The following is an 18,574-nucleotide window of genomic DNA, read 5'->3' as shown; positions in this document are numbered from 1 at the left end:
AATCCAGGCGCAGCGATGGAACGGACGGCTACCAGTCCAGTTTCAGCTGACTCTGAAACTCCCGCTCAACCCCACTGAGCGGGTCGGTAAACCGCAGGCTTTGCGCCAGCAGCTTGAGCGGTTTGGTGTAGTCGTCTACGGCGTCTTTTTCCAGGTGCGGATAAAACGGGTCGTTGCAGATCCCCGCGCCGAGGGCCGCCATATGCAGGCGCAGTTGATGCTTCTTGCCGGTCACCGGAAACAGCCCGTACCGCCACAACTCGCCGTTGCGCTCGCGTACGTCCATCAGGGTTTCGCTGTTGGGCGTGCCGTCGCCTTCCTTCATCAAAAAGAACGGCTCGCCGGCCACCATGCGGCTTTTATGCAGATGGGGAAACGCTACGTTCGGCAGCGCCGGGGCGATGGCTTCGTAGGTTTTATGCATGGTGCGTTCTGCGAACATACGTTGATATGCGGCGCGGGTTTGCGGTTGCACGGAGAACAACACCAGGCCGGCAGTCAGGCGGTCGATGCGGTGCAGCGGCACCAGGTCGTGGCTGTTAAAGCGTTTGCTCAAACGCGCCAGCAAGGTTTGCTCAACGTATTCGCCGGCCGGCGTCACCGAGAGGAAATGCGGTTTGTCGGCGACGATCAGGTGCTCGTCGGCATACAGCACGGTTTCCTCGAACGGTACCGGCGTCTCGTTCGGCACTTCGCGGAAGTAGTGAATGCGCAAGCCTTGTTTATACGGGTGCTCGGGGCCGATGGGCTGCTCATGTTCATCCAGCACCTTGCCGCCAGCGATGCGCGCCACCCAAGTCTCGCGGCTGATAGCCGAGAAATGCGCGCACAGGCAGTCCAACACCGTGGGCCATGGGCCAGCGGGGAGGTAGAGGGTGCTGCGGCGGGTGGGCAGGGGCATATTAACGAACCGGGAAAAGAGGAAGCGATTCTACCTGCGTTTGGTTAAGCAATGCCTTTTGCCAGGTTCGCAAGCAAGCTCGCTCCTACACCATCCCGTAGGAGCCAGCTTGCTCGCGAATGCTGCAAACGCCGATCAATTCTCCTGCGCGCGATACGCGCCAGGCGTCAGCCCCGTCCACTTCTTGAACGCGCGGTGAAACGCCGACGGCTCTGAGAACCCCAACTGCTCGGCGATATCCTGAATCGCCAGGTTATCGCGGCCCAGGTGGTAAATCGCCAGGTCGCGACGCAGGTGGTCTTTGAGTTCCTGAAAGCTCGAGCCTTCTTCGCGCAAATGCCGCCGCAAGGTTTGCGGGCTCATGTGCAGTTGCTGCGCCACCGCTTCGAGGTCGGGCCAGTCGGCGCAGTCGCGACCGAGCAAGCGGCGGATCTGGCTGATCAGGCTGTCGCCGCCGTCCGGGCGGGCCAGCAGGTCGGCGGGGGAGTGTTCCAGAAAGTGCTTGAGGGTACGTTCGTCTTGCAGCAGCGGCATGGCCAGATATCGCGCCTGAAACAGCAGACTGGTGCTGCCAGCGCCAAAGCGTCGAGGGTTGGGAAACAGCAAATCGTATTCGGCGCTGTGTGCAGGCTCCGCATAACGAAAGGTGGCCTCCTGCAGGCGGATGCGCTGGCCGATCAACCAACTGGCCAGGCGGTGCCAGATCACCAGCAGGCTCTCCACCAGAAAATGGTCGGGGTCGATCATGGTCGAATCATCGACCGTCAGCCGCGCCCAGTCGCCTTCGCGGGTCAGGGTGATTTTCGGCGCCTCCTCAAACAGGCTGTAAAACAGCGTGCCGCGCAGCAGGGCCTTTTCCAGGGTGTGGCAGTGGATCAGGGCGTAACACATCATCGCAAAGGTGCCGGGTTTGCTGCGGGTGCGGCCAAAACCCATGTACTCGTCGGCCAGTTTTTCCCAGAGCAATTGCATCAGTCGGGCGAACTGTTCGGGCGCCACCCGTGCACGGGGTTCGTCCAGCAGGGCCGGCTGAATATTCACCTCACGCAAGATGGCTGAGCAGTCCACGCCCTGGCGCTCGGCGCCGCGCAAGGCAGCGCGCACGAAATGGCTGGCGATGGTGCGTTCACGCATAAGGCAGGCTCGGGCAGAAAAGGCCGGTCGATGGTAAGCGATGGCTGGGACGAAGCACACGGCTGCAATGCGCCGACTATGCTTTTTCTAGGCGAGTGCTTAGCGCGGTAAGGGAACGGCGCGGGGGATATCCGCCACTGCTTGGCGGGAATCCGCCAAATAAAGCGTCACTTTGCTTGGGTTGTGTTTATAAGATGCTGTATTTAAAGGGAATTATCGATAGATCGAAGGATGGCATGCCCCCTGCAATAGGCGCTGCAGGCCTGCATTACACGCAGGCTGGCCAACAACAAATCCCTCCGGTGAAGGAGGGTTAGCGCACAGGCAGCGCGCGCATCCGGAAATGATGCCGTGCGGTCGTTGAGGAACATGCCATGACCCGCAAACCGTTCTATAAGATTCTGTATGTTCAAGTGCTGATAGCCATCGCCATCGGCGTATTGCTTGGGCATTTCTACCCAGACACCGCTGTCGCCCTCAAGCCCCTCGGCGACGGGTTCGTCAAACTGATCAAAATGATCATCGCCCCCATCATCTTCTGCACCGTAGTAACCGGTATTGCCGGCATGCAGAGCATGAAGGCCGTTGGTAAAACCGGCGGTTACGCGCTGCTCTACTTCGAAATCGTTTCCACCATTGCCCTGCTAATCGGCCTCTTTGTTGTAAACATCGTGCAACCGGGTGTTGGCATGCACATCGATCCGGCTTCGCTGGATACCTCGGGTATCGCCGCGTACGCCGCAGCCGGTGAAAAGCAGAGCACCATCGAGTTCATCATGAACGTCATTCCGGCCACCGTGGTCGGTGCCTTCGCTGGCGGTGACATTCTGCAGGTGCTGTTCTTCTCGGTACTGTTCGGCTACGCCCTGCACCGTGCCGGTGACTACGGTCGTCCGGTGTTCGAATTCATCGAGCGTATTTCCCAGGTGTTCTTCGGCATCATCGGCGTGATCATGAAAGTCGCGCCGTTGGGTGCTCTGGGTGCCATGGCCTTCACCATCGGTAAATACGGTGTGGGTTCGCTGGTGCAACTGGGCTACCTGATGGCCTGCTTCTACGTCACCTGCCTGCTGTTCGTGTTGGTCGTGCTCGGCGGCATTGCCCGTTTCCACGGTTTCAGCATCCTCAAGTTCGTGCGCTACATCCGTGAAGAACTGCTGATTGTGCTCGGCACCTCGAGTTCGGAAACCGCGCTGCCGCGCATGATCGACAAGATGCAGAAGCTGGGTGTGAACAAGTCTGTTGTCGGCCTGGTTATCCCGACTGGCTACTCGTTCAACCTCGACGGCACCTCGATCTACCTGACCATGGCCGCCGTGTTTATCGCGCAGGCGACCGACACCCACATGGACATCTCTCACCAGATCGCCCTGATCCTGGTACTGCTGATTGCCTCCAAGGGCGCAGCGGGCGTAACCGGTAGCGGCTTTATCGTACTGGCTGCCACGTTGTCCGCCGTCGGCCACCTGCCGGTTGCCGGTCTGGCGCTGATTCTGGGTATCGACCGCTTTATGTCCGAAGCCCGTGCGTTGACCAACCTGGTGGGTAACGGCGTGGCAACCATCGTGGTTGGCAAATGGTGTGGCCAGCTGGACAACGCCACGCTGCAGCGTGAGTTGAACCAGGGCGCCACGACGGATGTAGTTGTAGAAGGCGAGAGCAAACCTGCCCACGGCTAATCCCTAGTACCGTTTTACTGCCCCTTCACGAGAGGGGAAGCTTCTCAGCCCGCCCAGTGCGGGCTTTTTTTGTTGGGCGCAAAAGCCGAAGCCACTTACCCCTCACCCCCCCCCTAGCCCCTCTCCTGCAAGCGGGAGAGGGGAATCCAATCGAGGCGCTCCTGTAATACGCGGTGAGGCCCCCCCCTTTCCCGTTAGGCCAGCCGGGCTGGGGTGAGGGCCGGGGCACAGTCGGTTTTCCTTCATATGCATATGCCATAAAAATCCTTGCTGCCTCGCGCTTATGCTCATATCTTCTCGTCACAACTTGTTATAACAAGTAACGCTTTGCGAGAAATGAAAATGGCTGAATTGATTCCCCTGTCACCCGTTCCGCTCTACACCCAACTCAAGGACGTGCTGCGCGCACGCATCCTCGACGGCACCTACCCGGCCTTGAGCCGCATGCCGTCGGAAAGCGAGCTGGGCAGCGCCTTTGCCGTCAGCCGCATCACCGTGCGCCAGGCGCTGGGTGACCTGCAGAAGGAAGGGCTGATTTTCAAGATTCACGGCAAGGGCACCTTCGTGGCCAAGCCCAAGGCGTTCCAAAACGTCAGCACTCTGCAGGGGCTCGCCGAGTCGATGCGGCAGATGGGCTACGAGGTGATCAACCGCTTGCTCAGCGTAAAGCACATCCCAGCCTCGCCCCGCGTCGCCGAAACCTTGCAGTTGGAGGAGGGCGCGCCGGTCACCGAAATCAAGCGCGTGCGCCTGGTGAACCGCGAGCCTATTTCCCTGGAAGTGACTTACGTACCTGAGCACCTCGGTCAGCGCCTGGAAAAAGCCGACCTGGTCACCCGCGACATTTTCCTGATTCTGGAAAACGACTGCGGCATTGCCCTGGGCCACGCGGACCTGGCCATCGACGCGATTCTGGCCGACGCCGACCTCACCCGCGCGCTGCAGGTGGAAGAGGGCGCGCCGATCATGCGCATCGAACGCCTGACCCACGACGACGCCGGCACACCGCTGGATTTCGAATACCTCTACTACCGCGGCGATGCCTTCCAGTACCGCCTGCGCAGTGACCGTCACAAGGGCCGCCACGTATGAGCCAGTACCCCACCATCGAACGCGAGTACGACATCGTCATCATCGGCGGCGGCACGGCCGGCCCCATGGCTGCGATCAAAGCCAAGGAGCGCAACAAGAACCTGCGCGTGTTGCTCCTGGACAAAGCCAACGTCAAACGCAGCGGCGCCATCAGCATGGGCATGGACGGCCTTAACAACGCCATCATTCCCGGCCACGCCACGCCCGAGCAGTACACCAAGGAAATCACCGTGGCTAACGACGGCATCGTCAATCAGGCTGCCGTGTACGCCTACGCCACCCACAGCTTTGAAACCATCGAACAGCTCGACCGTTGGGGCGTGAAGTTCGAAAAAGACGAAACCGGCGACTACGCGGTGAAAAAGGTTCACCACATGGGCGCCTATGTGCTGCCGATGCCCGAAGGGCACGACATCAAGAAAGTGCTGTACCGCCAGCTCAAGCGCGCCCGGGTGGAAATCACCAACCGGGTGATCGCTACCCGCCTGCTTACCGATGCCGAGGGCACGGTGAACGGCGTGATGGGCTTTGACAGCCGCACCGCCGACTTCCATGTGATCAAGGCCAAGGCCGTGATTCTCTGCTGCGGCGCCGCCGGCCGGCTGGGCTTGCCGGCCTCCGGTTACCTGATGGGCACTTACGAGAACCCGACCAACGCCGGCGACGGTTACGCCATGGCCTATCACGCCGGCGCCGAGCTGGCGAACCTGGAGTGCTTCCAGATCAACCCGCTGATAAAGGATTACAACGGCCCGGCCTGCGCCTACGTCACCGGCCCGCTCGGCGGCTACACCGCCAATAACAAGGGCGAGCGTTTTATCGAATGCGACTACTGGAGCGGCCAGATGATGTGGGAGTTCCATCAGGAGCTCGAAAGCGGCAACGGCCCGGTGTTCCTCAAGCTCGACCACCTGGCCGAAGAGACCATCCAGAACATCGAAGAAATTCTGCACAGTAACGAGCGCCCCAGCCGTGGCCAGTTCCACGCCAACCGGGGCACCGATTACCGCCAGAGCATGGTGGAGATGCATATCTCCGAAATCGGCTTCTGCTCCGGGCATAGCGCCTCGGGCGTGTGGGTAAACGAAAAGGCCGAGACCTCGGTTAAAGGCCTGTACTCGGCCGGCGACATGGCTGCCGTGCCGCATAACTACATGCTCGGCGCCTTCACCTATGGCTGGTTCGCCGGCACCAACTCTGCCGACTACGTGGCCGAGCGTGATTTCACTGCCCTAGATGCCGAGCAGATCGAACGCGAACGCGCCCGCGTGTACGCACCGCTGCTGCGCGAACACGGCCTGCCGCCCGCCCAGGTGGAGTACAAGCTGCGCCGCTTTGTGAACGACTATCTGCAGCCGCCGAAAGTGACCAAGAAAATGCAGCTGGGCCTGGACCGCTTCGCCGCCATCGAGCACGACCTCGAGCAGCTCAAGGCCAGCAACCCCCACGAGTTGATGCGCGCCCTGGAAGTCAGCGTGATTCGCGACTGCGCCGAGATGGCCGCGCGCGCCTCGCTGTTCCGCACCGAAAGCCGCTGGGGCCTTTACCACCACCGTGTCGACTATCCGCTGCGCAATGATGCCGAGTGGTTCTTCCACTGCCACCTGCACAAAGGTGCAGACGGGCGTATGACCAGCTTCAAGAAGCCGGTGGAACCGTACCTGATCGCCCTGGATGACGAAGAACAGCAGGCCTACAACCGCCTGCGGGTAAAGGCCGAAGCGGCCGCCTGATTTTCAGAACAGAAAACGAGAGAGCCAGAGGCTCCGAGGACACCGTGTCATGGCCTATCAGCCCCAGGAAATCTTCTTTCGCAGCAATGCGCCGGTAACCATCGACGAAGACAAATGCATCGCCGAAAAAGGCTGCACCGTCTGCGTCGAGGTCTGCCCCATGGACCTTCTGGCCATCAACCCGGCCACGCAGAAAGCCTATATGGCGTTCGACGAATGCTGGTACTGCATGCCCTGTGAAAAGGACTGCCCGACCGGGGCGGTGAAGGTCGAGATCCCGTATCTGCTGCGTTAACGCACCACCTAAATAAAAACACCCGTCGTCCTCGCGAAGGCGGGGACCCAGAATTTCGGATGTTACGCAGAGCGACGTACGACGCTAGATTCTGGATCCCCGCCTGCGCGGGGATGACGGTGGAATTCGAAAAATAACCGCCATCCGCCAACCACGGACGCCTTGTCTGCAACACCCCCTCGTTTCCCACCAGCCGAAAAGGCGGCGGAGACGATTAAAAAACCATGATTCGAGGGGAAACACCCATGCACCTGCGTAGCACACTCGCCGGCCTCGCGCTGGCCATCGGCCTGGCTTCAACCCAGGCATCGGCTGAAACCATCCGTATCGCCATCGGCACCCAGGACACCACCATCAACTGCGCCACCGGCGGCCTGTTGATTCGTGAACTCGGGCTGCTGGACAAATACCTGCCGCACGACGGCAAGTACAAAGACGCCAAATACGAAGTGCAGTGGAAGAACTTCACCAGTGGCGCGCCGCTGACCAACGAAATGGTCGCCGGCAAACTGGACTTCGGCGCCATGGCCGACTTCCCGGGCTCGTTCAACGGCGTGGCGTTCCGCGATGCCGGCAAGCAGAGCCTGTTTATCAGTGTGCTGTCGGGCAGCACCACCGGTAGCGGCAACGGCATCGTGGTGCCGGCGTCTTCAGCGGTGCAGTCCCTGGCGCAACTAAAGGGCAAGACCATCTCCGTGCCGTTCGCGTCCACCGCCCACGGCATGCTGCTGCGCGCCGTTGCCGCGCAAGGCTGGGACCCGGAGAAAGACGTGAAAATCATTGCCCAGGCGCCGGAAATCGCCGGCTCGGCGCTGCGCAGCAACCGCATCGACGCCCACGCCGACTTCGTGCCCTTTGCCGAGCTGTTCCCCAACCGCGGCTTCGCCCGCAAAATCTACGACGGCTCGCAGGCCAACGCGCCAACCTTCCACGGCGCCCTGGTGGCAGGCGACTACGCGAAAAAATACCCGGAAATTGTCACCGCCTACCTGCGCGCCAGCCTCGAAGCCGACCAGCTGATTGCCGCAGAACCTGAGAAATACAGCGAGCTGATCGAAAAGGTCACCGGCGTGGAGGCCGAGGTGAACTACCTGTTCCACGGCCCGCTCGGGCTGCAAACCCGCGACCTCACCTGGAAGCCGGAATACCGCAAAGCCGTGGCCACTGCCATCGACACCCTCAAGCTGCTGAAGAAGACCGACAAAGGCTTGGACGTTGAGCAGTTCGTCGACGACCAGTACATCCGCGCCGCCTTCAAACAAGCCGGTCTGGACTACGACAAAGCCCTGGCCAACTACGCGCCGGCGCCGCTCAAAGCAAATGATGCGATCACCGGCAAACCGATCACCGACTTCAAGCGCCTGGCGCAGATCTGGGTGCGCGGTGAAGACAAAGTTCGCCACTACAGCTCGCCGGAAGAAGCCTTGAAGGCCCTGGCGGATCTGGAAAAAGAAGGCAAAGACATCCGCGCCATCTACGCCCAGGCGGCCGACAGCGGCATCAAGCTGCTGGCCAGTCAGGCGTGGTTTGTGCGCAATGCCAAGGGCGAGTTGAACGCCTTCCTGCTCAAAGACCAGGCGCAGCGATTTGCTTCGGCCAATGGCGGTACGGCGCTGGATTTCGCCAGTGTTAATCAACAGGCAGTTGTAGCGCTTTAAAGAATCTGGGCCCCAGCCTGCGCTGGGGCGACGGAGTTCTTGCCCAAAACCTCCGTCATCCCCGCGAAGGCGGGGATCCAGAATCGTGCAGGAGTACGCAATGACCCGTTTTTACCGCTGGCCCATTCGCCTGACCTCGCTCGCCCTCTGCCTGCTCTTCTGGCAGGTAGCAGCCAGCCAGCGCCTGGACTTCGGCCTGCTCACCTTCACCTACGTGCCCACTCCAAGCTCGGTAGCCCAAGCCGCCGTCGCGTTGGTGGAAAGCAGCAAGCTCTGGGCGCATCTGTCCAGCAGCCTGTTGCGGGTGTTCGCCGGTTACATCACGGCGGCGCTGTTTGGCGTAGTGCTGGGTGTGGCCATCGGCCGCTGGAAGTGGGCCGAAGACACCCTGTTGCCGCCGCTGGAAGTGCTGCGCCCGATTCCGGCCGTGGCCTGGATTCCCCTGGCGATTCTGATGTTCCCGTCGTCCGAGCTGTCGATGGTGTTTATCACGTTCACCGGCGCGCTGTTCCCTGTGCTGCTGAACACCGTGCATGGCGTGGAGGGCGTGGACCCGCGCCTGATCGCTTCGGCCCGCAGCCTGGGTGCTGGGCGCTGGGCGATTCTGCGTGAGGTGGTATTGCCGGGCGCGGCGCCGAGCATTGTCACCGGCCTGGCCATTGGCATGGGCACCTCGTGGTTTTGCCTGGTGACGGCGGAGATGATCTCCGGGCAGTTCGGCATCGGTTACTACACCTGGGAGTCGTACACCATTCAGAACTACCCGGACATCATCGTCGGCATGCTGCTGATCGGCGTGCTGGGCATGGGCAGCAGTGCCCTGGTCAAACACCTTGGCGGCCTGCTGACGCCCTGGTATCGGGGAGCCAGTCGATGACCAGCCAGGAACATTTTCTGTCGGCCGGGCGCATCGACGTCGAGCGCCTGACCATTCGCCTGGGCGAGGGCGCGCAGGCGTTCGAAGCCGTGCAGGCATTGGATTTCTCCGTCGCCGCCGGCGAGTTCGTGTGCATTCTCGGGCCTTCGGGCTGCGGCAAGTCGACGTTGCTCGGCGCCCTGGCCGGCCATCTGCAACCCAGTGCCGGCGTGTTGCGGGTCGATGGCGAAGCAGTCGCCGGGCCGTCGCCGGCACGCGGCATGGTGTTTCAGCACCACACGCTACTGCCCTGGCGCAGCGTGCTCGACAATGTCGCCTTTGGCTTGAAAATGCAGGGCCTCAACAAGGCGGCGCGCCAGCAACAGGCACGCGACTTTCTCGGCCTCGTTGGTCTGCAGGATTTCGCCACGCGCTGGCCCAACCAACTGTCCGGCGGCATGCAACAGCGCGCCGAAATTGCCCGTGTGCTGATCAATCGCCCGCGCCTGCTGCTGATGGACGAACCCTTCGGCGCCCTCGATGCGCAAACCCGTGGGCGCATGCAGGAGTTGCTGCTCGAAATTTGGGGCCGCATTCGCACCACTGTGGTGTTTGTCACCCACGACATCGACGAGGCGCTGTTTCTCGCCGACCGCATTCTGGTGATGAGCCCGCGCCCTGGTCGTTTTATCGAAGACCTGCGCCTGGACTTTGCCCGCCCGCGCCGCGCCGAGCTGCTTACCAGCCCGGCTTTCACTCACCTCAAACGCCATTGCCTGGAACTGCTGCGCCACGAAGAAGGCCGCGAGTTGCCACGCCTGACTCCGCTGGGTTTGCCCAGCGACCACCCGCCATTGCGAATTGCCCTATGACCGACCTCTATACCGACAACCCCGATATCCAAACCCTGCAACCGCGCCTGAACAGCAGTGACGGCGGTGTACGGCGCATTGCCCTGATCGACCTGGCCGACCTCGAAGACCCAGACGGCTTGCCCTGGCTGATTCGAGCGCTGGGCCAGGACAACGCCGCCGACGTGCGCAGCGAGGCCGCCCGCCTGCTCGAAGGCTGGGAAGAAGAGGAGGTGGTTGGCGCCCTATGCGCCGCCCTCGCCGATGCCGATGACGCGGTACGTGCCGCCGCCGCCCAGAGCCTGAGCGAGTTGAAAACTGCCGAGGCAGGGCGGGTGATTCTGCCGTGGGCTGCCCATGCCGATGCCTTCGTTCGCGCCAGTGCCTTGCGCGCCTTGCGTGAACTTCGCCTGGCGGACAGCGCGCCGGTGGCCTTGCAGGCGTTGACCGACAGCGATGCCTTTGTGCGCCGCGAAGCGGTGGGCATTCTCGGCTGGCTTAAGCAAACCGCTGCGCTGGGGCAATTGGCGCGGCTGGCCAGCGACGACCAGGACGCCGAAGTGCGCCGCGCCGCGACTGGTGCCCTGGGCCTGGCCCGCGATGCCAGCGTGCTGCCAGCGCTGCAGGCGGCGTTGCAGGACCCGGCCTGGCAAGTGCGCGAGGAGGCCGCGACCACCTTGGGTAAGGTCGGCCTGCCCGACGCCGGCCCCATCGTGTTGTCGGCACTGCAAGACGACTACTGGCAGGTGCGCCTGCGCGCTGCCCGCGCCTTGGGCAAATTGCGTTTTGCGCCCGCCTTGCCGGCGCTTGTGGAGGTGCTCGGCCACGCCATCAGCAACCTGCGCAAAGAAGCCGCCCTGGCCTTGGGCGAACTGGCCGATGCGTCGGCATTGCCGGCGCTGCAGGCCGCCGAGCACGACGGTGACCCGGAGGTGCGCAAGGCCGTGCGCATCGCCATCGCGCAATTGCAGGGGGCGTAATGGACGCCCCGGTCGCCCTGCGCAATCGCAAGGAACAGCGCCAGTTGCAGGTGCAGTGGAGCGACGCCACGGTCGAACTAAGCCATGCCCGTTTGCGCGCAGCGTGCCCCTGTTCGCAGTGCCGTGCGGCACGTTTGGGTGGCCGCATCACGGTGGTCGACGAGCAGGTGCGCCTGACCGCCATCAACCCGCAGGGTTATGGCGTGCAACTGGTGTTCAGCGATGGGCACGAGCGGGGGATCTTTCCCTGGGCTTACCTGCGCGAGCTCATGTAACCATTCTGCGTTGCGTCACGGCGGATATCCGCTTCGCGTATATTCGCCCTACGTTTTTTACCCCGGCGGCAATGCGAGGCGAATGGTTTGTCTGATTTGAATTACGACGTGGCCGTGATCGGCCTGGGCGCCATGGGCGCGGCCACCCTGTATCAACTGGCCAAGCGCGGCGTAAAGGTGGTCGGCATCGACCGCTTCACGCCGCCCCATGACCAGGGTTCCAGCCACGGCGACACGCGCATTACCCGCCAGGCGGTGGGCGAGGGCGATGCCTACGCGCCACTGGTGCGCCGCGCCCAGCAGATCTGGCGGGAGCTGGAAGCCGAGACCGGCGCCGAGCTATTCGAGCAATGCGGGGTGCTGGTGATGACCTCCAGTGAAACCGCCACCTCCCACCACGGCACCGCCGATTTCACCGAGCGCACCCTGTCGCAGGCACGCCGCTATGGCATCGACCATGAAGCGTTGAACGCCGAACAGATCCGCGCGCGGTTTCCCCAGTTCGCCCCGGTGCTCGACAGCGCCACCGGTTACTTCGAAGCCGGCGGCGGTTACGTGCGGCCCGAGCGCTGCATCGCCACCCAGTTGCAGTTGGCCCATCAGCATGGCGCCGAGGTGCTCACTGGCGTAACCGTGACCGGCCTGGATGCCCATGCTGATTACGTCGACATTCAAAACAGCGGTACCACGCTGCGCGCCAAACGGGTGATCGTCAGCGCCGGCATGTGGAATGCCGAACTGCTGGGCGCGCCGTTCGACCGCCTGCTGCGCGTGTGCCGGCAGAAGCTGTATTGGTTTGAACTGGCTCAGCCGAGCATTTTTCCCGAGAAGTCGCCGACCTTTATCCTTGCCCACGGGCCCACGGATGAAGATCTGTGCTACGGCTTTCCACCGCTGCCCGGGGAGAACTGCATGAAGATCGCCACTGAGCATTATTCGAGCGCCACCACGCCGCAGGCGCTGGAGCGGGAGGTCAGTGCCGAGGAATGCGCCGAGATGTTCCGCACCCAGTTGGTCGGCAAAATCGCGGGCGTGTTGCCCCGCGCGGTCAAGACGGCGGTGTGCACCTACACCGTGACGCCGGACTTTCATTTCATCATCGACCAGCACCCGACGCGGCCGAACATCACCGTGGTCAGCGCCTGTTCCGGGCATGGTTTCAAGCACTCGGCCGCGATTGGTGAAGCGCTGGCGCAGCAAGTGGTCGATGGCCATAGCGAGCTGGATTTGAGCGCCTTTTCGTTGGAGCGTTTTGCTGCAGGGGAGGCCACGGTTTGAGTACGCAGATCATCACTGTCGAAGGCCATGAGGCACTGAAGCAGGAGCTCGATTACCTGTGGCGGGTGAAGCGTCCGGACACCACGCAGAAAGTCACCTGGGCCGCGTCCCTGGGCGACCGCAGCGAAAATGCCGACTACCAGTACAACAAGAAACTGCTGCGCGAAATCGACCGCCGCGTGCGCTATTTGCGCAAGCGTCTGGAAGATATGCGCGTGGTGGCCTATTCGCCCGAGCAGGAAGGCCGTGTGTACTTCGGCGCCTGGGTGGAAATCGAAAACGACGAGGGCGTCACCAAGCGGTTTCGCATTGTCGGCTACGACGAAATTCACGGCCGCAACGACTACATCTCCATCGACTCGCCGATGGCGCGGGCGTTGTTGAAAAAAGAAGTAGGCGATGAGTTTATGGTGGAGACGCCGGAGGGCGAGAAGTGGTGGTGGGTGAACGTGATCGAGTACGTCAAACCGGTATAAAGCCCCTCACCCCAACCCTCTCCCGCAAGCGGGAGAGGGAGCTAGATCGAGTTTTCCAGCGAGCCCTGATCAGTTCCCCTCTCCCGCTTGCGGGAGAGGGGCTAGGGGTGAGGGCCAGCATTTACGCGGGCCCACGGGACAGGCGCTAACCTTCGCGCAGCACGGTGAGCGGGCTGGCATTCAACGCGCGGCGGGTGCCGATCACCCCGGCACTGCCCACCAGCAGCGCGCCGATTAGCGGCAACACCAGCAACCACCAATGCGGCGCCCACGCCATGTCAAAGGCGTAGCGGTACAGCAGAAAGCTCACCAGCTCACTGCCCAGTGCCGCCAGCAGGCCGCTGGCCACCCCCAGTACGCCAAACTCGGCCAGCCGTGCCCGTTGCAGCACCTTGCGCTCGGCGCCGAGTGCGCGCAGCAACGCGCCTTGGCGGATGCGTTCGTCAAGGGTGGCCTGCAGGCCAGCAAACAGCACGGTCAGCCCGGCCGCCAGCACGAACAGCAGCACGTACTCCACCGCCAGCGTCACCTGCGCGAGGATGCTGCGCAACTGCGCCAGAATGGCTTCGATCTGCAGCAGCGTTACCGCCGGGAAGGCGCGCGACAGTTCCACCAGTTGCTGCTCTTGCTGCGCTGGCAGGTAAAAACTGGTGAGGTAGGTGACGGGCAAGTCCTGCAGGGTGCCGGGCTCGAAGATCATGTAGAAGTTGGGCTGGAAGGTGTCCCAGTCCACTTCGCGCAGGCTGGTGACCTGGGCCTCGCGGTCGAGGCCGCCCACGTTGAATTTCAGCCGGTCGCCCAGTTTTACCTTGAGGCTTTCGGCCAGTTTGCTTTCGATCGAAACGCCCGGCAGTTCGGTTTTCTCAGCATTCCACCAGGTACCCGCCACCAGCTTGTTGCTCACCGGCAACTCGGCGGCCCAGGTCAGGCTCAGGTCGCGGCGCACGGCACGGTCGCCGGTGGAGTCTTTGCTCACCACTTCTTTTACCCCCTGACCGTTGATGGCCACGAGGCGCCCCGGCACCACCGGGTAAAGCGGGGCGGGGTGAGGCGAGAGTTTGCTCAACTGGGCGGCAAAGGCGTCTTTGTCGGCTGGCAGTACGTTCAAGGCGAAATAGTTGGGTGCGTCTTTGGGCAGTTGCTGTTGCCAGTTGTCCAGAAGCTCGCCGCGCAGCAGTGCGATCAGTGCCATGGACAGCAGAATCAAGCCGAACGCCAACGATTGCCCGGCGGCTGCCAGCGGATGACGCAGCAGTTGGCCAAGACCCAGGCGCATGGGCAGCGGTGAGCCGGCCAGCAGGCGACGCAGGCCTTGCAGGCTGAGCACCAACGCGCCACCCAATACCAACGCTGCCACCAGGCCGCCGCCGAGCAGGGCGAGAGTGAGCGGCAGGTCGAGGCTCAGGCGCCACATGATCAAGGTCAGCGCGCCGAGCGCAGCGCCGTATACCAGCCAGGAACTGGGGGGCACGGGCATCAGGTCGCGGCGCAAAACCCGCAGGGGCGGCACGCGGCCGAGCGCGGCCAGGGGCGGCAGGGCAAAGCCGGCGAGGGCGACCAGGCCGGTGGCAATCCCGGCCACGGCGGGCATGAAGCCGCCGCTGGGCACGGTGGCCGGCAGCAGGCCGCCCAGCAGGTAGAACAACCCTAACTGGCCCAGCCAGCCGAGCAGGGCACCCAGGCCACTGGCGACGATGCCGAGCATGGCCAACTGCAAGGTAAAGACGGTGAGCGCCTCGCGGCGCGACAGGCCCAGGCAGCGCAGCAAGGCACTGGCGTCGAAACGCTTGGCCGCGAAGCGTGCGGCGCACAGGGCAACCGCTACGCCGGCGAGCAATACGGCGGCCAGGCTGGAGAGATTGAGGTAACGCTCGGCGCGACCAAGCGCTCCGCCCACCTGGCGATTGCCATCGCGCGCGCCTTCGATTTTCTGGTTTGGCGCGAGCATGGGTTTGAGCGCCTGGCGATAGCTTTCCAGGTTCTCGGCGCTGCCGGTCCACAACTCTGCGTAGCGCACTCGGCTGCCGGGCTGGACCACGCCAGTGGCGGGCAGGTCGGCAAGGTTCATCAGCAGGCGCGGTGTCAGGCTGTAAAAGTCGCCGGCGCGGTCGGGCTCGTAGGTCAGTACGCGGCTCAGGCGCAGGCTTTTGGCGCCCACATCCACGCTGTCACCCACCTTCACATTCAGGGCCACCAGCAGCCGTGCTTCCACCCAGGCCTCGCCCGGTTGTGGACCGCCGCCGACGGTTTCCTGGCCGTAGGGCGCGGGGGCGCTTTTCAGCTGGCCGCGCAGCGGATAGGCGCTGCTCACGGCTTTTACGCTGGCCAACTGGATGCCTTCATCGCCGGCTATCACGCTGGAGAACTCCACCAGTTGCGCATGCTGCAACTGCCGTTGCCTGCCGGCATCCAGTTGCGCTGTGGTGGCGGGCGAGCTGCCGGTCAGCAGCATGTCGGCACCGAGAAACTCGGTGGCGCGCAGCTGCATGGCCGCGTTCAGCCGCGCGCTGAAAAAGCCGATGGCGGTGCTGGCCGCCACCGCGATCAGCAAGGCAAAGAACAGCACCCGCAGTTCGCCGGCGCGGGTATCACGGCGCAGTTGGCGGGCGGCCAGATTAAGCAGACGGGTAAACGGCAGGCGCGTCATCAGGCGGGTTCGCCTTGCACGATGTGCCCGGCTTCCAGACGTATGCGCCGATGGCAGCGTTGCGCCAGGCGCTCATCGTGCGTAACCAGCACCAGCGTGGCGCCGCGTTCCTGGTTGATTTCAAACAGCAGGTCGCTGATGTGCTCGCCGGTGTGGGTGTCCAGGTTGCCGGTGGGCTCGTCAGCAAACAGCACGGCTGGTTCGGCGGCAAAGGCGCGGGCGATGGCCACCCGTTGTTGTTCGCCGCCGGAGAGCTGGCGTGGCGTGTGGGTGAGGCGTTTGCCCAGGCCCACGCGTTCGAGCAAGGCACGGGCACGTTCGCGGGCATCGCGGTGGCCTTCCAGTTCCAGCGGCAGCATCACGTTTTCCAGGGCGTTGAGGCTGTCGAGCAGTTGGAATGACTGGAACACAAAGCCCACATGCTCGGCCCGCACACGGGCGCGCTGGTCTTCATCGAGAGTGTTGAGCCGGTGACCGGCGAGGGTGATTTCGCCGTGGCTGGGCAGATCGAGCCCGGCCAGTAAACCGAGTAAGGTGGATTTTCCCGAACCGGAGGTGCCGACGATGGCCAGGCTGTCGCCGCGCGCAAGGTCCAGGGAGAGGTCGTGAAGGATGGTCAAATCGCCTTCCGCGCTGGGAACCACTTTGCTAAGGTTCCGCGCAGTAAGAATGCTCGCAGTCATGGAGATTCCAATGCGTACATGGTGGGTAACCAGTGCCCTGGTCGTAATGCTTTGGGCACAAGGGGCGGTGGCAAGCACGGTGCTGGTCGTCGGCGATAGTATCAGCGCCGGTTTGGGCCTGGAAACCAGCCAAGGCTGGGTCAACCTGATGCAAAAGCGCCTGCAGGAGGGCGGTTTTGAGCAGAAAGTGGTGAATGCGTCCATCAGCGGCGACACCAGTGCCGGAGGCCTAGCGCGCCTGCCTGCGCTGCTTGCAGAGCATAAGCCGAGCCTGGTGATTATCGAACTGGGCGGCAACGATGGCCTGCGCGGTCAGGCGCCCGCGCAATTGCAACAAAACCTTGCGTCGATGGTAGAGCAGTCACAAAAGTCCGGGGCCAAGGTGCTTCTGTTGGGCATGCGGCTGCCGCCCAATTACGGCGAGCGCTACAACAAGGCGTTTGCGGCGGCGTTCAGCAACCTTGCGACCGAAAAGCAGGTGCCACTGGTACCGTTCTTTCTCGAAGGGGTGGGCGGGGTGCCGGAGCTGATGCAGGCAGACGGAATCCACCCGGCTGCCGGTGCGCAAACCAGGCTGCTCGATAACGCGTGGCCTTCGATAAAACCATTGCTCTGAGGGATCTTTTTTATGCGCCATCTTTCGGCTAAGGTGGCGCCGTCTCCAGGAGCCTTCAATGCCGCGCCCCGCTTGGTCCTTACACGCTTACCAACTGATCGAACCAGACGAGCAGCTCGATCTGTTCGCCTGCCGTGAAGTACGCGTGCACCTGGTGGCCCGGCAACTGGAATTAAGCGGTTATGCCGACCGCACGCTATGCGGCGGGTTGCTGCCGGCGCAGCCCAAGTGGGTGAATTTCGACAAACCGCAATTGCGTGACAAGCGCCTGTGCCCGGCCTGTTACGCCACCTTGCAGGCGCAACGCGAGGGCGACCGGCCGCAGTGGCAGGGCGTCTAGGCCCCTCCCGGCGTGGCGCGGGCGCGTGTACAATCGCTCTCTTTTCTCTACTCGCTAAATCAGCCAAGGATCACCGGATGTTGTCGCGCGCTCCTGCAGTCGCCCGTTCCCTGTCACTCGCCGCCTTGTTCGCGGTCGGCCCTGCCGCAGCACTGCAATTCCCGCTGCCGCCACCGGGCGAAGACATCATTGGCCAGGTTCAGGTCATCACCGCCAAGTACGAAGACACCTTCGCTGACCTTGGCGTGGCCAACGACCTCGGTCAGTCCGAGATGGTCGCCGCCAACCCCGGCGTCGATGCCTGGCTGCCTGGCGCCGGTACGCAAGTGATTCTGCCCACACGCTTTATCCTGCCGCCGGGCCCGCGCGAAGGTATCGTGATCAATCTCGCCGAATACCGCCTGTATTACTTCCCCAAAGGCGAGAACGTGGTTTACACCTACCCGTTGGGGATTGGCCGTGAAGGCTGGGGTTCGCCGGTATCCTCTACCACCATCACCGCAAAAACCCCGAACCCGACCTGGACTCCGCCCGCCTCGATCCGCGCCGAGCATGCCGCCGATGGCGATATCCTGCCCGCCGTCGTACCGGCTGGCCCGAACAACCCGCTAGGCCCGTTCAAATTCAGCCTAGGCGTGCCGGGCTACCTGATCCACGGCTCGAACAAGAAGTACGGTATTGGCATGCGAGTCAGCCACGGCTGCTTCCGCATGCTCAATAACAACGTGCTGGAATTGTCCAAGCTGGTGCCGGTGGGTACCAAAGTGCGCATCCTCAACGAGCCGTACAAGTTCGGTGTGAGTGGCGGCAAGGTCTACCTCGAAGCCCACACCCCGCTGGACGACAGCGGCAACCCGTCCGTGGTCGACAAGCACACCGCTGTGATCAACGCACTGCTTAAGCGTGAAGACCTGACCAACAGCGTGAGCCTGGATTGGGAAGTGGTGCGTGACGTGGTCGCGGCCGAAGACGGTCTGCCGGTGGAGATCGCTGAGCCGGGTTCCGTAATGGCCAACACGGTGCCGGTTGTGCAGTAAGCCTTGCAGGCAACAAAAAGCCCGCTGCCGGTTAACCCCGCAG

The 18,574-nt window shown here is 62.9% G+C and carries 18 protein-coding genes; 14 read left to right on the top strand and 4 right to left on the bottom strand.

The window, feature by feature from the left end; translation table 11 throughout:
• Window positions 1–28: 28 nt before the first annotated feature.
• A complete protein-coding gene (locus tag PKE98_RS16065; RefSeq protein ID WP_271196321.1) occupies window positions 29–901 on the bottom strand; it encodes a pseudouridine synthase in 873 nt (290 codons plus the stop codon).
• A 135-nt stretch (window positions 902–1,036) separates the two neighbouring features.
• Entirely contained in the window at window positions 1,037–2,035 is a 999-nt protein-coding gene (locus tag PKE98_RS16060; protein ID WP_271196320.1) for an AraC family transcriptional regulator, read from the bottom strand.
• Window positions 2,036–2,409: 374 nt separating this feature from the next.
• Here PKE98_RS16060 and PKE98_RS16055 point away from each other — a divergent pair, with 374 nt between their 5' ends.
• The 11 genes from PKE98_RS16055 to greB all read left to right on the top strand — a co-directional run bounded on the left by PKE98_RS16055 (window position 2,410) and on the right by greB (window position 13,208).
• Window positions 2,410–3,714, top strand: a complete 1,305-nt coding sequence (locus PKE98_RS16055) for a dicarboxylate/amino acid:cation symporter (protein ID WP_271196319.1) — start codon at window positions 2,410–2,412, stop codon at window positions 3,712–3,714.
• Between the two features lie 342 nt (window positions 3,715–4,056).
• The gene (locus tag PKE98_RS16050; RefSeq protein ID WP_271196318.1) at window positions 4,057–4,806 is read left to right on the top strand and encodes a GntR family transcriptional regulator; all 750 of its coding nucleotides are present in this window, start codon (window positions 4,057–4,059) and stop codon (window positions 4,804–4,806) included.
• Window positions 4,803–6,539: a fumarate reductase/succinate dehydrogenase flavoprotein subunit gene (locus tag PKE98_RS16045; RefSeq protein WP_271196317.1), complete on the top strand. Its 1,737-nt coding sequence runs from the start codon at window positions 4,803–4,805 to the stop codon at window positions 6,537–6,539. The genes PKE98_RS16050 and PKE98_RS16045 overlap by 4 nt, the downstream gene beginning before the upstream one ends.
• A 49-nt stretch (window positions 6,540–6,588) precedes the next feature.
• The gene (locus PKE98_RS16040) at window positions 6,589–6,834 is read left to right on the top strand and encodes a 4Fe-4S dicluster domain-containing protein (RefSeq protein ID WP_108096737.1); all 246 of its coding nucleotides are present in this window, start codon (window positions 6,589–6,591) and stop codon (window positions 6,832–6,834) included.
• A gap of 245 nt (window positions 6,835–7,079) precedes the next feature.
• A complete protein-coding gene (locus tag PKE98_RS16035) occupies window positions 7,080–8,492 on the top strand; it encodes an ABC transporter substrate-binding protein (RefSeq protein WP_271196315.1) in 1,413 nt (470 codons plus the stop codon).
• Window positions 8,493–8,592: 100 nt separating this feature from the next.
• The gene (locus tag PKE98_RS16030) at window positions 8,593–9,369 is read left to right on the top strand and encodes an ABC transporter permease (protein WP_271196314.1); all 777 of its coding nucleotides are present in this window, start codon (window positions 8,593–8,595) and stop codon (window positions 9,367–9,369) included.
• Window positions 9,366–10,220, top strand: coding sequence for an ABC transporter ATP-binding protein (locus tag PKE98_RS16025; RefSeq protein ID WP_271196313.1), 855 nt, complete (start codon window positions 9,366–9,368; stop codon window positions 10,218–10,220). Before PKE98_RS16030 ends, PKE98_RS16025 begins: the two co-directional genes overlap by 4 nt.
• Window positions 10,217–11,179 carry a HEAT repeat domain-containing protein gene (locus PKE98_RS16020; protein ID WP_271196312.1) on the top strand — a complete coding sequence of 321 codons (963 nt, stop codon included), beginning with the start codon at window positions 10,217–10,219 and terminating at the stop codon, window positions 11,177–11,179. Before PKE98_RS16025 ends, PKE98_RS16020 begins: the two co-directional genes overlap by 4 nt.
• On the top strand, window positions 11,179–11,454 hold the full coding sequence (locus PKE98_RS16015) for a DUF971 domain-containing protein (RefSeq protein ID WP_271196311.1): 276 nt from the start codon (window positions 11,179–11,181) through the stop codon (window positions 11,452–11,454). The genes PKE98_RS16020 and PKE98_RS16015 overlap by 1 nt, the downstream gene beginning before the upstream one ends.
• Window positions 11,455–11,586: 132 nt before the next feature.
• A complete protein-coding gene (solA, locus tag PKE98_RS16010) occupies window positions 11,587–12,732 on the top strand; it encodes an N-methyl-L-tryptophan oxidase (protein WP_373877874.1) in 1,146 nt (381 codons plus the stop codon).
• Window positions 12,729–13,208, top strand: a complete 480-nt coding sequence (gene greB, locus PKE98_RS16005) for a transcription elongation factor GreB (RefSeq protein WP_271196309.1) — start codon at window positions 12,729–12,731, stop codon at window positions 13,206–13,208. The genes solA and greB overlap by 4 nt, the downstream gene beginning before the upstream one ends.
• Window positions 13,209–13,353: 145 nt before the next feature.
• On the opposite strand, the gene PKE98_RS16000 is transcribed toward greB, so the two are convergent.
• Both PKE98_RS16000 and PKE98_RS15995 read right to left on the bottom strand, forming a co-directional pair.
• Window positions 13,354–15,855, bottom strand: a complete 2,502-nt coding sequence (locus PKE98_RS16000; protein ID WP_271196308.1) for an ABC transporter permease — start codon at window positions 15,853–15,855, stop codon at window positions 13,354–13,356.
• A complete protein-coding gene (locus tag PKE98_RS15995; RefSeq protein WP_271196307.1) occupies window positions 15,855–16,538 on the bottom strand; it encodes an ABC transporter ATP-binding protein in 684 nt (227 codons plus the stop codon). The genes PKE98_RS16000 and PKE98_RS15995 overlap by 1 nt, the downstream gene beginning before the upstream one ends.
• Window positions 16,539–16,548: 10 nt before the next feature.
• Here PKE98_RS15995 and PKE98_RS15990 point away from each other — a divergent pair, with 10 nt between their 5' ends.
• The 3 genes from PKE98_RS15990 to PKE98_RS15980 all read left to right on the top strand — a co-directional run bounded on the left by PKE98_RS15990 (window position 16,549) and on the right by PKE98_RS15980 (window position 18,531).
• Window positions 16,549–17,154 (top strand): arylesterase, encoded by a 606-nt coding sequence (locus PKE98_RS15990; protein ID WP_271196306.1) that lies wholly within the window; start codon window positions 16,549–16,551, stop codon window positions 17,152–17,154.
• 58 nt (window positions 17,155–17,212) lie between these two features.
• Window positions 17,213–17,494: a hypothetical protein gene (locus tag PKE98_RS15985; RefSeq protein WP_271196305.1), complete on the top strand. Its 282-nt coding sequence runs from the start codon at window positions 17,213–17,215 to the stop codon at window positions 17,492–17,494.
• A 77-nt stretch (window positions 17,495–17,571) separates the two neighbouring features.
• The gene (locus PKE98_RS15980; RefSeq protein WP_271196304.1) at window positions 17,572–18,531 is read left to right on the top strand and encodes a L,D-transpeptidase family protein; all 960 of its coding nucleotides are present in this window, start codon (window positions 17,572–17,574) and stop codon (window positions 18,529–18,531) included.
• Window positions 18,532–18,574: the final 43 nt, after the last annotated feature.

It is taken from the genome of Pseudomonas turukhanskensis (genome assembly GCF_027922365.1).
GTDB classification, from domain to species: Bacteria; Pseudomonadota; Gammaproteobacteria; order Pseudomonadales; family Pseudomonadaceae; genus Aquipseudomonas; species Aquipseudomonas turukhanskensis.
The sequence above is the reverse complement of the archived record's forward strand: the minus strand, read 5'-3'. Positions and strand labels throughout refer to the sequence as shown.

Bases quoted from the DNA above. Each gene is read 5' to 3' on its own strand.
- PKE98_RS16045 (WP_271196317.1), top strand. From the start codon at position 4,803: ATGAGCCAGTACCCCACCATCGAACGCGAGTACGACATCGTCATCATC.
- PKE98_RS15980 (WP_271196304.1), top strand. From the start codon at position 17,572: ATGTTGTCGCGCGCTCCTGCAGTCGCCCGTTCCCTGTCACTCGCCGCC.
- PKE98_RS16020 (WP_271196312.1), top strand. From the start codon at position 10,217: ATGACCGACCTCTATACCGACAACCCCGATATCCAAACCCTGCAACCG.
- PKE98_RS16050 (WP_271196318.1), top strand. From the start codon at position 4,057: ATGGCTGAATTGATTCCCCTGTCACCCGTTCCGCTCTACACCCAACTC.
- PKE98_RS16055 (WP_271196319.1), top strand. From the start codon at position 2,410: ATGACCCGCAAACCGTTCTATAAGATTCTGTATGTTCAAGTGCTGATA.
- PKE98_RS16025 (WP_271196313.1), top strand. From the start codon at position 9,366: ATGACCAGCCAGGAACATTTTCTGTCGGCCGGGCGCATCGACGTCGAG.
- PKE98_RS16000 (WP_271196308.1), bottom strand. From the start codon at position 15,855: ATGACGCGCCTGCCGTTTACCCGTCTGCTTAATCTGGCCGCCCGCCAA.
- PKE98_RS16040 (WP_108096737.1), top strand. From the start codon at position 6,589: ATGGCCTATCAGCCCCAGGAAATCTTCTTTCGCAGCAATGCGCCGGTA.
- PKE98_RS15990 (WP_271196306.1), top strand. From the start codon at position 16,549: ATGCGTACATGGTGGGTAACCAGTGCCCTGGTCGTAATGCTTTGGGCA.
- PKE98_RS16035 (WP_271196315.1), top strand. From the start codon at position 7,080: ATGCACCTGCGTAGCACACTCGCCGGCCTCGCGCTGGCCATCGGCCTG.
- PKE98_RS15985 (WP_271196305.1), top strand. From the start codon at position 17,213: ATGCCGCGCCCCGCTTGGTCCTTACACGCTTACCAACTGATCGAACCA.
- PKE98_RS15995 (WP_271196307.1), bottom strand. From the start codon at position 16,538: ATGACTGCGAGCATTCTTACTGCGCGGAACCTTAGCAAAGTGGTTCCC.
- PKE98_RS16015 (WP_271196311.1), top strand. From the start codon at position 11,179: ATGGACGCCCCGGTCGCCCTGCGCAATCGCAAGGAACAGCGCCAGTTG.
- solA (WP_373877874.1), top strand. From the start codon at position 11,587: ATGGGCGCGGCCACCCTGTATCAACTGGCCAAGCGCGGCGTAAAGGTG.
- PKE98_RS16030 (WP_271196314.1), top strand. From the start codon at position 8,593: ATGACCCGTTTTTACCGCTGGCCCATTCGCCTGACCTCGCTCGCCCTC.
- PKE98_RS16060 (WP_271196320.1), bottom strand. From the start codon at position 2,035: ATGCGTGAACGCACCATCGCCAGCCATTTCGTGCGCGCTGCCTTGCGC.
- PKE98_RS16065 (WP_271196321.1), bottom strand. From the start codon at position 901: ATGCCCCTGCCCACCCGCCGCAGCACCCTCTACCTCCCCGCTGGCCCA.